Annotated in this window: 13 protein-coding genes; 5 read left to right on the top strand and 8 right to left on the bottom strand. The window is 59.9% G+C overall.

Going from position 1 to position 13,617, the window contains the following annotated elements; all coding sequences use genetic code 11:
• The first annotated feature begins 3 nt into the window (after nt 1-3).
• Complete coding sequence (locus ACR3E2_RS16290; RefSeq protein WP_480483315.1) at nt 4-786, top strand: dimethylarginine dimethylaminohydrolase family protein; 783 nt, start codon at nt 4-6, stop codon at nt 784-786.
• A 225-nt stretch (nt 787-1,011) separates the two neighbouring features.
• The gene (locus ACR3E2_RS16285; RefSeq protein WP_480483313.1) at nt 1,012-2,010 is read left to right on the top strand and encodes a LacI family DNA-binding transcriptional regulator; all 999 of its coding nucleotides are present in this window, start codon (nt 1,012-1,014) and stop codon (nt 2,008-2,010) included.
• Here ACR3E2_RS16285 and ACR3E2_RS16280 read toward each other — a convergent pair whose 3' ends face one another.
• Together ACR3E2_RS16280 and ACR3E2_RS16275 are read right to left on the bottom strand one after the other, a co-directional pair.
• Entirely contained in the window at nt 2,011-3,144 is a 1,134-nt protein-coding gene (locus ACR3E2_RS16280) for a Gfo/Idh/MocA family protein (RefSeq protein ID WP_480483311.1), read from the bottom strand.
• 37 nt (nt 3,145-3,181) lie between these two features.
• On the bottom strand, nt 3,182-4,285 hold the full coding sequence (locus ACR3E2_RS16275; RefSeq protein WP_480483309.1) for a Gfo/Idh/MocA family protein: 1,104 nt from the start codon (nt 4,283-4,285) through the stop codon (nt 3,182-3,184).
• A gap of 124 nt (nt 4,286-4,409) precedes the next feature.
• Between ACR3E2_RS16275 and iolC the strand changes: the two genes are divergently transcribed.
• From iolC to ACR3E2_RS16260, 3 genes are read left to right on the top strand one after another with little or no spacing between them, the layout of a single operon-like run.
• Nucleotides 4,410-5,378, top strand: coding sequence for a 5-dehydro-2-deoxygluconokinase (gene iolC / locus ACR3E2_RS16270; protein WP_480483371.1), 969 nt, complete (start codon nt 4,410-4,412; stop codon nt 5,376-5,378).
• Between the two features lie 9 nt (nt 5,379-5,387).
• The gene (locus tag ACR3E2_RS16265; RefSeq protein WP_480483307.1) at nt 5,388-6,224 is read left to right on the top strand and encodes a 5-deoxy-glucuronate isomerase; all 837 of its coding nucleotides are present in this window, start codon (nt 5,388-5,390) and stop codon (nt 6,222-6,224) included.
• On the top strand, nt 6,221-7,060 hold the full coding sequence (locus ACR3E2_RS16260) for a class II fructose-bisphosphate aldolase (protein ID WP_480483305.1): 840 nt from the start codon (nt 6,221-6,223) through the stop codon (nt 7,058-7,060). Before ACR3E2_RS16265 ends, ACR3E2_RS16260 begins: the two co-directional genes overlap by 4 nt.
• Nucleotides 7,061-7,075: 15 nt before the next feature.
• On the opposite strand, the gene ACR3E2_RS16255 is transcribed toward ACR3E2_RS16260, so the two are convergent.
• The 6 genes from ACR3E2_RS16255 to ACR3E2_RS16230 form a co-directional block, all read right to left on the bottom strand.
• Nucleotides 7,076-7,834, bottom strand: a complete 759-nt coding sequence (locus ACR3E2_RS16255; protein ID WP_480483303.1) for an SDR family NAD(P)-dependent oxidoreductase — start codon at nt 7,832-7,834, stop codon at nt 7,076-7,078.
• Complete coding sequence (gene iolB / locus ACR3E2_RS16250) at nt 7,831-8,637, bottom strand: 5-deoxy-glucuronate isomerase (RefSeq protein WP_480483301.1); 807 nt, start codon at nt 8,635-8,637, stop codon at nt 7,831-7,833. Before iolB ends, ACR3E2_RS16255 begins: the two co-directional genes overlap by 4 nt.
• 48 nt (nt 8,638-8,685) lie before the next feature.
• The gene (locus ACR3E2_RS16245; protein ID WP_480483299.1) at nt 8,686-9,867 is read right to left on the bottom strand and encodes a phytanoyl-CoA dioxygenase family protein; all 1,182 of its coding nucleotides are present in this window, start codon (nt 9,865-9,867) and stop codon (nt 8,686-8,688) included.
• 47 nt (nt 9,868-9,914) lie between these two features.
• Entirely contained in the window at nt 9,915-10,814 is a 900-nt protein-coding gene (iolE, locus tag ACR3E2_RS16240; protein ID WP_480483297.1) for a myo-inosose-2 dehydratase, read from the bottom strand.
• Nucleotides 10,811-12,643 carry a 3D-(3,5/4)-trihydroxycyclohexane-1,2-dione acylhydrolase (decyclizing) gene (iolD, locus tag ACR3E2_RS16235; protein WP_480483295.1) on the bottom strand — a complete coding sequence of 611 codons (1,833 nt, stop codon included), beginning with the start codon at nt 12,641-12,643 and terminating at the stop codon, nt 10,811-10,813. The genes iolE and iolD overlap by 4 nt, the downstream gene beginning before the upstream one ends.
• 151 nt (nt 12,644-12,794) lie before the next feature.
• On the bottom strand, nt 12,795-13,616 hold the full coding sequence (locus tag ACR3E2_RS16230) for an ATP-binding cassette domain-containing protein (RefSeq protein WP_480475274.1): 822 nt from the start codon (nt 13,614-13,616) through the stop codon (nt 12,795-12,797).
• Nucleotide 13,617 lies beyond the last annotated feature (1 nt).

The raw sequence follows: 13,617 nt of genomic DNA, 5'->3' as shown, positions 1-13,617 counted from the left end.
AACATGTCAGACCCAACCTTTGAGTTTTCCCGCGCCATCACCCGCCGTCCGGCTCCGACTATTGCAGGCGGGTTGCGTGCAGAAGATATCGGAAACCCGGATTTCGACGGGATGACAACGGCGCATAAGGCATATGTGGCAGCACTGAAAAGCACCGGAGCAGAGGTGATCGAACTGGATCCCCTGAACGCGTTTCCCGACGCGCAATTTGTCGAGGATACAGCCCTTTGCCTGCCGCAAGGTGCGATATTGATGCGGCCCGGCGCACCTTCGCGGATGGGTGAAGTGGCTGAAATGGCGCCGACCCTTCGCGACTGCTACGACACGGTTCTGGAAATTCAGGGACCCGGCCATGTCGAGGGTGGAGATATCCTTGTTACCGGTCGCGAAATTCTGGTGGGCCGGTCAGACCGGACTGACGCGGAAGGTGTCGCCGAGCTGGCGAAAATCACCTCGGAGTGGGGGCACAAACTGCGCGAAGTTTTCACGCCCGAGGGCGTCCTACACTTCAAGACAGATTGTTCGCTGATGGACGCCGAGACAATACTGTCGACCCGACGGCTGGATGCATCGGGCTGTTTTGAGGGCTACCGGGTGCTGCATGTTGCGGACGGAGAGGAAGCTGCCGCCAATGCGATCCGCTTCAACAATCTGGTGCTGATGGCCGCCGGCTTCCCACGCACCGCTGAGATGTTGGATCGCGAAGGGTATGAGGTCGTAGAAATCGACAACACCGACTGCGCAAAGCTGGATGGTGGAATGTCCTGCCTTTCGTTAAGGTTCTAAGGGCGTAACCGGTAGCGTTCGATCCTTGGTGTTTCTTGCGAGAACCGTCGCCTGTACCGGTCTTTCCTTTCCCGCCATTCGCTCATAAACATAGGTGGCCGCCGATGATCTCGTCCGCCTAGTGCGACCTGCAACCGGTTGCAAGACTTTTGCGATGGTGCATAATGAATCTCTGATGCAAAACACCTTGATATCTCTGACCATCAACGACCGGAGCCGCACTGCGTGAGCGTGACCCTGAAAGACGTCGCAGCCTTGGCTGGTGTATCGCGATCCGCGGTGTCGCGCACCTTTACCGAAGGCGCCTCGGTCTCTGCAAAAACACGCAGCAAAGTTGAAAAGGCCGCGCGAGAGCTTGGCTACAGTCCCAACGCCCTCGCCTCGTCCCTGACCACCGGGCGCACCAAGTTGATCGGGTTGATTTCGAACAACTTTCACAACCCGATTTTCCTTGAGGTGTTCGATCAGTTCACCCGCGCCTTGCAGGAACGCGGGCTACGCCCTTTGATCGTGAACCTGACGGACGAGACCGAGCCCGCAAACTCGGTCCGCATGCTGCGCCAGTATTCGGTTGACGCGGCCATCGTTGCCTCTTCGACGCTGCCGCCCAGCTTTGCCAAGGCGTTCCACGATGCGGGCGTACCGGTGGTGCACACGTTCGGGCGCTCGGCAACCTCACCCGAGGTGCATGTGGTGGGAATCGACAACGTCGAATGCGGGCGCATGGCCGCACGCGAGCTTTTAGCGCGCGGATACAGGCGTGTCGGCTATCTGGGCGGGCCCAAAGATGCAACCTCGGCACTCGACCGGTATCGCGGGTTCATGGAAGAATTGGCAGATCATCCCGATATCGAAGTAAGCCATTGTTTCGCGGGGGCTTATTCCTTCGAGGCCGGCCGCGCCGAAATGTTGCGCCTGTTGGCCAACATCCCGTCCGAGGCGTATTTCTGCGGCGATGACATCCTGTCTGTAGGCGCATTGTCCGCACTGGCTGATCATGGGCTGAAACCCGGTCAGGACATTGGAATTATCGGACTGAACGACATGGAAATGTCGCGCTGGGAAAGCGTTAACCTGACAACGATCCACCAGCCGATCAAGCAGATCATCACCTCATCCGTCGATCTGGTTGTCGAGATGCTGAAAGAGCCTCAGCGCTATCCCGAGGCCCGCATTTTCCCCTGCCGCGTGATCGAACGGGGCACATTGCGGCCCCGCCCCTGATCAGCGAAACATCGGCGGCCGCGCATCCCGCCACGCGCCATCGGCCTTGCCCGACGCAACAGCCGCGTGAACGGCCGCAATGGACCGCAGCCCATCTGCCGCACCGGGCAGACCGTCGCGCCTTTCCCCGCGGATTGCATCCGCCAGATCGCAATAGATATTGGCAACGGCCAGCGGGAACCCTTCGGGGTGCGCGATAGCGACCCGAGACAGGCGCTGCACTTCATCATGCAAACCGCCCTCACCCTTTTCGATGATCTGCGTACGCCCGCCGACCGGAGTATAGATCAACTGGTTGGGCTGTTCGGATGCCCAGCGCAGCCCACCGGTTTCGCCAAAGACCTGAATGTCAAAGCCATGCTGCCGCCCGATCGCCACCGAAGATGTCCACAGGCGTCCAACCGTGCCGCCCTCCATCCGGAAGTTGATCATTGCATCATCTTCCAACTCACGGCTGGCGATGGTCGAGGCCATGTCGGCAGACAGGGTTTTCACCTGATCGTCACAGATGAAACTGGCCATGTGCAACGCATGGATGCCGCAATCGGCAAACTGCCCCGAAACACCGGCCATCGCTGGGTCATAGCGCCAGCGCACGCGCGGATTATCCGCATCTGTGGCGTCGCCATGATGACCGTGGCTGAAATTGGTCACCACCAGACGTACCTTGCCGATATCGCCTGCACGCACCATCGCGCGGGCCTGACGCACCATCGGATAGGCAGAGTAACAGTAGTTCACCGCACAGATCCTGCCCGAGGCTTCGGCCACGCGCACAATCTCTTCGCCCTCTTCCACCGTCATGGTCATCGGCTTTTCACACAACACGTTAAAACCTGCCTCAAGATAGGCCTTGGTAATCTCAAAATGGGTCGAATTGGGTGTCGCGATGGTTACCAGATCAATCCGATCCTCTCGGTCTTTTTCACCCGCCAGCATCTCTTGCCAGTCGCCATAGGCGCGATCGGCAGCAACCCCCAATCGCTGCGCGTATTCGCGGCCCACGTCGGGCCGGTGATCCAGCGCGCCAGCAGCAAATTCGAACAACCCGTCCGCCTGCGCCCCAAGGCGGTGTGCCGGACCAATCTGGCTGCCTTCACCACCCCCGATCATGCCCCATCTCAACTTAGCCATGGTCATTGTCTCTCATTGGAATTGTCACATAGAGCGATCAGAAATCGCTGATGTCCTGCCATTGCCGCTGATCGGACGAGGCCAGCGCGGCGGCCAGCACGCGGTTGACCTCATGCCCGTCGCGGAACGTGGGCCAGATCGCCTCGCCGGTGTGGATGGCCTGTAAAAAGTCCTTGGCCTCGATGATGATCTGATCCTGATAGCCGGTTCCGTGACCCGGACCCTGACAGAAGGGCTCATAATCCGGGTGTGCTGGGCCGGTCAGGATCTTGGTGAAGCCGCGCGCGGCTTCGGGCCCTTCGCGCTTGTACAGCCACAGCGCGTTCTGGTCCTCCTGATCGAACCGGATCGCGCCTTTTGTGCCCGAAATTTCATAGGCATAGCCCATTTTCCGACCCGTCGCGACGCGGCTGAAATACAGGTTTCCCATAACCCCGTTTTCAAACCGACACATCATCTGGGCATGGTCGTCATTTGTTACCTCACCACCGGGGCGGGTTTTGTGAACGGTCTCAACATCTGCCATCACCTGCGCAATGGGCCCGATTAGCGCCAATGCGCCGTTGACCATATGCGGGGCAAGATCGCCGATTGTGCCGTTGGCCCTACCGGTTGTGCGCCAGGTGGCCGGGGCCTGCGGATCTGCATAGAAATCCTCGGTATGCTCGCCCCGGAACCACGTGATGTCACCAATCGCGCCATCGGCAATCAACTGGCGGGCATATTGGCTGGCGGGTGTGCGGATATAGTTGAACCCCACCATGTTCACCGCCCCCGAAGCCTCTGCCGCGGCAACCATCGCCCGACTGTCTTCAAGCGATGCACCCAATGGTTTCTCGCACAAGACCGGTTTACCCAAGGCAAAAGCCGCTTCGGCAATCTGACGATGTGTTGACTGAGGCGAGGCGATCACGATTGCCTCGACCCTGGGGTCTTCAACCAACATGCGCCAGTCATCGGTTGCCCGCTGAAATCCATAGGCCGCCCGGTAGCGTTCGGCACTGTCCGGGCTCGACGCGCAGATGACCTCAAGCCGGGGGCGCAACGCCGTGTTGAACACCGCACCGACGGCCGACATGGCAACGGAATGGGCCTTGCCCATATAACCGCCCCCCACGATTCCCACTCCGATTTCAGGCATCTGCCATGGCCTCGCACATTGTGTTTGCAACCGGTTGCAAAATCAGTATCGTGTGAATCGATTCAACGCAAGGTCCAAACTTTGCCCACCCCACTTTGCCGGAGGACATGACGTGAGCGCTTTGATGGAGGGTATCAAAGGAAACAGCTTTGCCGTTCTGGGGCGTGCGGGTATGGACCTTTACGCAGACCCGATCGGTGTCAAAAGCGAAGAGGCCGATACGTTCCATGCCGATCTTGGCGGCTCGTCCGCGAATATCTGCGCCGGTCTGGTCAAGCTGGGCAGTCAGGCATCCTTGATCACCTCCGTCTCGGACGATGCAATTGGTCGGTTCTGCCTCAACCGGTTGCAACATTACGGGGTGGATACCTCTTATATCCGCGTGTTGGGGGGTGAGTATCGCACCTCTCTGGCCCTGTATGAAAGCCGGACCGATAACTTTCAGAATGTCATCTACCGCAACGGTGCGGTCGATTTTCAGGTTACTGACGCGGATGTCGACAAGGTTGATTATTCATCCTTCTCGGCCCTGATCTCGGCTGGTACCGTCTTTGCGTCGGAACCCTCGCGCAGCGCCACGTTCCAAGGGTTTGAAAACGCGCGCAAAGCTGGCCTTCCGATCATTTTCGATGTTGATTACCGCCCCTACAGCTGGCCATCGCCAGAAATTGCCGCTGACGTTCTGTCCCGTGCGGGCGAAGCCTGTGACCTGATTGTCGGCAATGATGAAGAGTTCGGCTTCATGGCCGGCGGCATGGAAAAGGGCTTTGCCAAGGCACAGGACCTCGCCAGGAAACCGGGCCGGGTTGTCATTTACAAGATGGGCGAAAAAGGCGCCGTGACGCTGGCGGATGGGCAGGAAATCAGAACCGGGATCTACCCAGTGGACGCCATCAAGCCAGTCGGGGCTGGTGACAGTTTCATGGCAGGGCTTCTGGCTTCGATCGCGGCGGGGCACTCGCTGAAAGACTCGGTGATGCGCGGTTCCGCCTGCGCATCCATTGTCGTTTCCAAACCCGGCTGCGCCCCCGCCATGCCGACGACCCCCGAACTGAACGCGTTCCTCGCCTCTCACCCCGGCCCGACCACATAGGAGTATCCCATGCATATCGCGCCCTATGACAATCAGAACAAGCCCATCGTTGACGCCGGTGATCCGTCCGTTCCGCTGAACTATTTCAACATCGTCAAACTGAAAAAAGGCGAGGCGTTCGAATACCAGGTGCCGGGCTACGAGACCTGCATCGTCCCTGCAACCGGCAGCGTCGATGTGGATGTCGAAGGCGTTTCCTTCCCCAGTCTGGGCAACCGGGGCGAAGATGTCTGGGATGGCGAGCCCGAGGGCATCTATGTGCCCGTCGGCGCAAAGGTACAGGTGGTCTGCGTTTCTGACGCGACCGAGGTGTTCATTGCCGGTGCGAAATACGACAAGGTGCTGGACCCGTTCGATGTGCGCGAACACGACCTTGTGCAATATGGCAGCGACGACACCAAAACCCACCGCAAGATCAAACACATCCTTGGCCAAAAGCAACACGACAAGGTCGGCCGCCTGCTGGTGAGTGAGCTGTTCACCGTCGGTCAGGGCGGCTGGTCGGGCTTCCCCAGCCACAAGCATGACACCAACCGCCTGCCGGACGAGACCCGCCACGATGAGACCTATAATTTCCGGTTCAAGCCCAACTGGGGCTCGGGCCTTCAGATGTTGCAGCGCGAAGATAACCAGCCGGGCGACGCCTATCACATCGTGGATGGATCGACCGTTTGCATCGACAAGGGCTATCACCCCTGCTGCGTTTTGCCGGGGTACGAGATGTATTATTTCACCATCCTCGGCGGCCTGACCCAGCGTTCTCTGGTGCAGTATTTCCAGCCCACACATGCCTATCAGATCGAGACCATTCCTGGCATCAAAGACATGATTGCGAAATTCAAATGACCCTCGTCACACTGAAAGACGTCCTGCAACCCGCTTATGAACAGGGCTATGCCGTAGGCGGGCTGGTCACACTCGGCTGGGAAGACATGCGCGCCTATGTAGCCGCGGCCGAGGCCGAGAATGCGCCCGTGATCCTGCAAGCCGGACCCAGCTGCCGCGAGCACACGCCACTGCCGATCCTGGGCAAGATGTTCCGGTATCTGGCCGAAAACGCCTCGGTGCCCGTCGTGGCGCATCTGGACCACGGCTATACCTTCGAGGACTGCAAGATCGCGCTGGACAGCGGGTTCACCTCGCTGATGTTCGACGGATCGCGCAAACCCCTGCGGCAAAACATCGATGAAACCGCCGCAATTGCCGAGATGGCCCATGCGGCAGGGATTTCCTGCGAGGGCGAGATTGGTTTTGTCGGGTACTCGGGCGGTGAAGGATCGAACGGCACCGACCCGGCAGAAGCGGCCCAGTTCGCACGTGAAAGCGGTGTGGATGCGATGGCGATATCGGTCGGCAACGTCCATCTGCAACAAAACAAGGAAGGCGGTCTGGACGAAGCCCGTATTGCCGAGATCGACGCCATGACCACAGTACCTCTGGTCATTCATGGCGGGTCGGGCGTGCCGATAGATCAGCGCGTGAAGCTGTCCCGCGAAACCTCGATCTGCAAGTTCAACATCGGGACCGAGCTGCGTATGGCGTTCGGAAATGCCATGCGTGAGGCCGTCAATCGTGACCCGGATCGGTTTGATCGCGTCACGATCCTGAAAGAAACCCACGATCCGGTCGAAGCCGCCGCGCGCATGGTCATCCGTGCCTTTGGCGCACCACCGCAACGTTAACGCGCGCTTTCGCCTTCAGATCGAGCCGCCCTCGACCATGAAGTTGCCCGCGCTGCACATGGCGGCGTCGTCCGAGGCCAGAAACAGAACCATGCGCGCGACATAGACAGGCTCTATCGGATCGGGCAGGCATTGACGGTCCACCTGTTTGGCCAGCGCCTCGGGCGTGACCCACAGGTCTTTCTGGCGCTCGGTCATGATCCAGCCCGGCACCACCGTGTTCACACGAATGCGGTGATCGCCCAATTCGCGCGCCATGGTGCGGGTCAGGCCATGCACCGCCGATTTGGCGGTGGCATAGGCCGGAAAACCTGCCCCGGCCTCCCACCAGGAATTCGATCCTATGTTGACGATCGAACCTGCGCCCTTGGCGATCATACCCGGGGCCACAGCCTGAATGGCAAAGAACATATGGCGGATATTGGTCGCCATCCGCTCATCCCAATAGTCCGGCGTCACCTCGCGCCAGTCGTGGCGGTCATCCTGGGCGGCGTTGTTGACCAGCACATCCGCCTCGCCCAGCTCCTCGACCAGTTGCTCCAGCGCAGCCCGCGTCCCTTCGATATCGCGCAGGTCACATTGCGCAAAGGCGTGTTCACCGTCCAAGTCCGCCAGCAGAGCATGGCCCGCATCCGCATTGATATCCAGAAACCCGACCTTCGCCCCTTGCGCGGCAAAGGCGCGAACGGTTTCCGCACCAATTCCCCCGGCCCCGCCGGTGATGATAACCGTTTTGCCCGCAAGGCTAGGGTAATTGGCGAAGTCTTGGCTCATCCGTCACGCTCCATGATCCATTCGACCTCGGGGGCCAGGGCAAACCGCCATTTGCGCAGCGGGCCCGCCATGACGTTCAGGTAATACATCTCAAACCCATAGGGCGCGCCGCAAGGGTGATGGCCACGCGGAACGATCACAACATCGCCATCGGAGACAGCCATCGTCTCATCCAACTGGCTATCATCGGTATAGACCCGCTGAATTCCGAACCCGTTGGCCGGGTTTAGGCGGTGGTAATAGGTCTCTTCCAAATAGGTGATGCGGGGGAAATCATCCTCATCATGTCGATGACTGGGGTAAGAGGACCAATGCCCATTGGGCGTAAAGACTTCGGTCACCAGCAGGCTGTCGGCATAATCCTCGTTCTCCATCGCGATATTGTTGATATATCGCGTATTCACACCCTTGCCGCGTTCGGTCAGCGTGATGCCATCTGGCCCGATCCGGCGCGCTTTGTGGCCGCCCTTGCCCGGGGCCGAGCAGACCGCCACAACACAATCGGTTTCCGCCACAGCCTCCCACTCGGTTCCGTTGGGCAGATACAGGCTATGCGGCGGTGTCTTTTCGAACACGTTCATCCGACCGCCCAATACACCCCAGTCCTGACCGGCCCCGGTGATCCGCGCCTTGCCTTCGACCATCACCAGAATGACTTCGCGGTCTCCTGTCGCCTCGGCCGCCCTGTCGCCTGCTTGCAGATGATACAGCCCAAAACCCACATATCGCCATCCGGCACTGTCCGGAGTGATGTCATGTACCTTGCCACGGGTTCCAATAGGCTTCTTCAGCAGGTCTGCCATTCTTGTTCTCCTTATTGGGCGGGCCTAAACGGCCCGCCTGTATCGCCCTCAGGCCGCTTGCCGTGTTTGCAGGGCCGAAAGCGCCTCGGACAGTCGGGCCTCGGCCCACCCTTCCGATACGGCCCGGTGCAATATGTCAGCCTGGCTTTCGGGCGCATTGCCACCAATCGGCGGGTCGGTGTCCAGATTGGTCGGGAACGGATAGCCCTCAGCCGTTGCGGCAATCGCCGCAATCAGCTCTGGCGCACTCAGCGCCCCCCGTTGTTTCAGGGCGGCCAGCGACGGAAACACCGCCTGCGACATGGACTGCCGGTCAACCATCTCCATCGCACGACCGAAGGCAGACGAGACCTGCAACAGGTTCGCCATCCGCTGAATATCCGCACTGCTGTTTTCCCCGGCAGCGTGAAACAGCGCCGGGTTGAAGAAAACGGCATCCCCCTTTTCAAGGGGCAACTGAATGTAGTTCTCTTCGAAAAACGCCCGGTGTGCCGCATCGTGAAAGGCCAGATATCCCGGCGCATAAAGCTGCGAAAACGGCAGCAGTTTGGTTGGGCCGCTTTCCACGGGCATGTCACAATGCGCAACCGCCCCCTGCAAGGTCAGCGAAGCCGTCACCAGATGGGCATGGGCCGGATACCGGGCGGCGCTGTCGGCGGTTTGAAAGCCCAGATGATAATCCCGATGCGCCTGCTGTGCCTTGCCGCCGGGGCGCACCTGATTGATTTGCGCGGTCATTTGATAGTTCGGCCCCAGCCACGCCTCGCAAGCCGCTGCAATGGCCACATTCCCGAAATAGAGCGCAAAGCCCTCGGGATCGCGCAAGCACTGTTTCTGCAATGCGTTCCATATCCGGTCATTCGCGCCCGAGGCCGCGAAGTGGTCACCTTCCCCGGCCCCGCCCTGACGTTCTTCCTCGATGATCTGATGGAACACAGCGGTCGCCCGGTCGATCACGGACGTATCCGCAAATGCGCCTTTTAGAACGATCACACCCGCAGATTTGTCCAACACGCCTGCCCATTCTGCCAGCAGCGCTTTTCTTTGATCCGCATTCTCCAGCGCCGGGCGCAGGGCGTGCATATCATAGATCGGAACGTTCTTTTGTACCGATGCGGCATGAGGCACCGCACCGGTTGTCAGGTTTTGCGAGGTCAACACCTTGAACTCATCCAGATCGCAGGATTCCCGGTCAAAATAGCCGACATATCCAAGTTCTTGATGTACCATGACAAACTCCTCTTTCATGGCTTCGGTGTTGCCCCGAGGGGCGGTGATTAAACGGTGATCTCCAACCCTGCCTTGCCGCAAACCTCGACGATATGGTCATAGCCCAGCTTGGAGTACTCATAGGGCGGCGCCTTGGCGGGGTCCTGCTCGGCCTCGACCACGATCCAGCCGGTGTAATCCATTGCTTTCAACGCGTTGGCTACGGCCTGAAAGTCGATGCACCCATCACCCGGCACGGTGAACGCGCCGGCGATCACCGCATCCAGAAAGCTGCGATTGTTCTCGCGCGTGTCCTGCACGATGTCCGGGCGGATGTCCTTGAAGTGGACATGGTGCACCCGGTCGCCCCAACGGTTCAGCGTGGCCATCACATCGCCACCGCCAAATAGCAGATGGCCCGTATCGAAACACAGCTTAAGTTCGGGGCCTGAACCCTGCATCAGCCAGTTCACCTCATCTTCGCTTTCGATGATCGTGCCCATGTGATGGTGATAGGCCATCGGCATACCCTGATCTGCCATCCATTTGGCAAGCTCGGTCAGCTTGGCCGCATAGGCCAGAACCTCGTCTTTGGACAGCTTCGGGCGGTCATTGACCGGCGTTCCGATCTGCCCCTGGACGGTATTGGAACACTCGGCGTAAACGATGCAGGGGCTGTTCAGCGCAACAAACTGTTCGACCTGTTCACGCACGACAGCGATTTCGGCGTCCAGGTCATTGACCAGAGTACTGCCCGAGCACCAGCCGCCACACAACGCGATGTCATTGGCCTCCAGATAGGCGCGCAACCCTTCGGTGTCGCCGGGCATCCGCTGGCCCCGTTCAACACCGGTATAGCCGATCTCGCGCGCTTCTTTCAGCGCCTGCTCCATCGTGTAGGCTGCGGTCAGGTCCGGCAGATCATCATTCTGCCAGGCAATCGGAGAGATACCGATCTTCACGCTCATTTGGTGTTTCTTTCCTTGATGGCGACCTCATAGGCCGCACGTTTTTCATTAACTTCCGGGCGGATGCTGACCTCGGGCACCGCCACTTCCCACCACGTTCCGCCATATTCGGTCGAAGGATAAGGATCGGTGTCGATCACCACAACATAAGGGCCTCTGACCTCGGCGCGTTTGGCCAGTGCCTCCTCAAGCTCGGCGATCGAGCTGACCTTGACCGCGGTCGCTCCCATTGCTTCGGCATGTTTGGCAAAGTCGATCGCCGAATTTTCGCCGCCGACCGCGTGATCCAGCAGGTTGTTAAACTCGGCCCCGCCGGTTCCCATCTGCAAACGGTTGATGCAGCCAAAGCCGCGATTGTCGGTGACCACAACGGTGAACGAAATCCCCATCATCGCCGCCGTCGCCATTTCCGAGTTCGCCATCATGTAAGTGCCGTCGCCGGTAAAGCAGATCACGTCGCGGTCGGGCTGGGCCATCTTGATGCCCATCGCACCGGCGATCTCATACCCCATGCAGCTGAAGCCATATTCCATATGATAGGCACCGGGGCGCGGTGCCTTCCACAGCTTGTGCAACTCACCCGGCATCGTGCCCGCGGCACACATGGCAACGGTGTTTTCATTGGCCACCCGCTGCACGGCACCAATCACCTGCATATCCGTGGGCAGCGCATTGGTGTCTGCGGGCGCGTCGGTCAATGCGTCGACCTTGGCAAACCATTCCGACTTCAGCGTTGCAGGCATATCAGGCGCGCGGTAACCGCCCAACGCGTCGCTCAGTTCACCCAGCCCAACGCGGGCGTCAGACTGCAGCGGCATCGCGCCGTGCTTTGCCGCGTCATAGGCGGCGGTGTTCAGGCTGATCAATTCCCGCTCGGGGTTCGCGAACAATCCCCAAGACCCGGTGGTGAAATCCTGAAAACGGGTGCCGACGCCCAGCACAAGATCCGCCTCGGCGCAGATATCGTTGGCAGGCTCACCGCCGGTGACGCCAATCGGACCAAGGTTCAGCGGATGATCCCAGGCCAGCGCGGATTTACCTGCCTGCGTCTCGGCCACCGGCACATTGTGCGCCTCGGCAAAGCGCTGCAACGCGGTGGTCGCATCCGAATAATGCACACCGCCCCCAGCCACGATCACAGGGCGCTTGGCTGCCTTGATTGCGGCCACGGCTCGTGCCAGTTCCCCCTCATCCGGGCGAATGCGGCGCTGATACCAGACGCGCGGCTCAAAAAAGCTTACGGGATAATCATAAGCCTCGGCCTGCACATCCTGACAAAAGGCCAGCGTCACGGGACCGCAATCCGCCGGGTCCGTCATGGTGCGGAAGGCGCGCGGCAGAGCCGTCAGCAGGTGCTCCGGCCGGGTGATGCGGTCGAAATACCGGCTGACCGGTCTGAAGCAGTCATTCGCACTGATGGTTCCGTCCGAGAACACTTCGGGTTGCTGCAAAACCGGGTCGGGTCCACGCGTGGCGAACACGTCACCGGGCAGCAACAAAACCGGCAGGCGGTTCACATGGGCCAGCGCAGCAGCGGTAACCATGTTGGTGGCCCCCGGCCCGATGGACGAGGTGACCGCCATCGCCCGCCTGCGCCCCAACTGCTTGGCATAGGCAATCGCGCAATGCGCCATGGTTTGTTCATTATGACCGCGATAGGTGGGCAAGCTGTCTTTCACACCGTGCAGCGCCTCGCCCAGACCGGCCACGTTGCCATGGCCGAAAATCGCCCAGACACCTGCGATAAAGGGCTCTCCGGTCTCGTTCATCTGCGCGCCCAGATAGCGCACCAGAGCCTGCGCCGCGGTCAGTCGGACTGTCTTGCTCATCATGATCCCTTTCAACTCAGCTCCGCCTTTGGCGGCCTGCGGGTTTTCTCATTTGCGAAGGTGCCAGCTTTTGTATCAAAGCCTGAATACAGAGTGGCGTCACGTGCCACCGCCCGATGGATGCCCCATTGGGACATCCAAATTCTGTACTTTAAACCGTGCCGCCCAGCGATCCCTCAAGCTCGGCCATTTCCTGACCGCCCGCCATCAGGTCCTGCAACTGCTCTGGCGTGATCTCGCCACGCGTTGCTGTGCCCAGCGTCTTGCCCCGGTTCAAAACGGTGAACCTGTCGCCCACCGCCAACGCGTGACGCACGTTGTGGCTGATGAAAACCACGCCAACGCCCTGACTTCGCACCTTGTCGATGGTGGCCAGAACGTTCGAGGTCTGGCGCACACCAAGGGCCGAGGTCGGTTCGTCCAGGATCAGAATCTTGGCACCGAAATACACGGCGCGGGCAATGGCGACGGTCTGCCGTTCCCCCCCAGACAGGGTGCCAACGGCCTGATCCGGCCCACGCAGGTTGATGCCCATCTTGCGCATCTCTTCCATGCAGACCTCATTTGCGTGTTCAACATCGAACCGCTTCAGCAGACCCTTACCCTTGGTCGGCTCGCGCCCCATGAAAAAGTTGCGCGTGACGCTCATCAGCGGGATCATCGCAAGGTCCTGGAACACGGTCGCAATGCCTGCCTCCATCGCATCCCGCGGAGTGTCAAAATGCAGCGGTTTGCCCTCGAAAAAGATCTCGCCCTTGGTGGGTTTATGTACCCCGGACATGGTCTTGATGAAGGTCGACTTGCCCGCGCCGTTATCGCCCAGCAGGCAGTGGCATTCACCCGGTTTGACGTCGAAACTGACGCCCGCCAATGCGATGATGTTGCCAAAGTGCTTCTCGATATCCTTCATTTCCACGATGGGGGCCTGATCACCCGCCGCATCGCCATGGTGGAACTTGGTATCTTCGGTCATA

It is taken from the genome of Ruegeria sp. AL7 (assembly GCF_056536105.1).
This window is presented reverse-complemented; position numbering and strand designations above follow the sequence as displayed.

What these genes read in the sequence shown, in the direction of transcription:
- ACR3E2_RS16230 (WP_480475274.1), bottom strand. Translation starts at nt 13,616, where the DNA reads ATGACCGAAGATACCAAGTTCCACCATGGCGATGCGGCGGGTGATCAG.
- iolD (WP_480483295.1), bottom strand. Translation starts at nt 12,643, where the DNA reads ATGAGCAAGACAGTCCGACTGACCGCGGCGCAGGCTCTGGTGCGCTAT.
- ACR3E2_RS16255 (WP_480483303.1), bottom strand. Translation starts at nt 7,834, where the DNA reads ATGAGCCAAGACTTCGCCAATTACCCTAGCCTTGCGGGCAAAACGGTT.
- iolB (WP_480483301.1), bottom strand. Translation starts at nt 8,637, where the DNA reads ATGGCAGACCTGCTGAAGAAGCCTATTGGAACCCGTGGCAAGGTACAT.
- ACR3E2_RS16260 (WP_480483305.1), top strand. Translation starts at nt 6,221, where the DNA reads ATGACCCTCGTCACACTGAAAGACGTCCTGCAACCCGCTTATGAACAG.
- ACR3E2_RS16265 (WP_480483307.1), top strand. Translation starts at nt 5,388, where the DNA reads ATGCATATCGCGCCCTATGACAATCAGAACAAGCCCATCGTTGACGCC.
- ACR3E2_RS16275 (WP_480483309.1), bottom strand. Translation starts at nt 4,285, where the DNA reads ATGCCTGAAATCGGAGTGGGAATCGTGGGGGGCGGTTATATGGGCAAG.
- iolE (WP_480483297.1), bottom strand. Translation starts at nt 10,814, where the DNA reads ATGAGCGTGAAGATCGGTATCTCTCCGATTGCCTGGCAGAATGATGAT.
- ACR3E2_RS16245 (WP_480483299.1), bottom strand. Translation starts at nt 9,867, where the DNA reads ATGGTACATCAAGAACTTGGATATGTCGGCTATTTTGACCGGGAATCC.
- ACR3E2_RS16290 (WP_480483315.1), top strand. Translation starts at nt 4, where the DNA reads ATGTCAGACCCAACCTTTGAGTTTTCCCGCGCCATCACCCGCCGTCCG.
- ACR3E2_RS16280 (WP_480483311.1), bottom strand. Translation starts at nt 3,144, where the DNA reads ATGGCTAAGTTGAGATGGGGCATGATCGGGGGTGGTGAAGGCAGCCAG.
- iolC (WP_480483371.1), top strand. Translation starts at nt 4,410, where the DNA reads ATGGAGGGTATCAAAGGAAACAGCTTTGCCGTTCTGGGGCGTGCGGGT.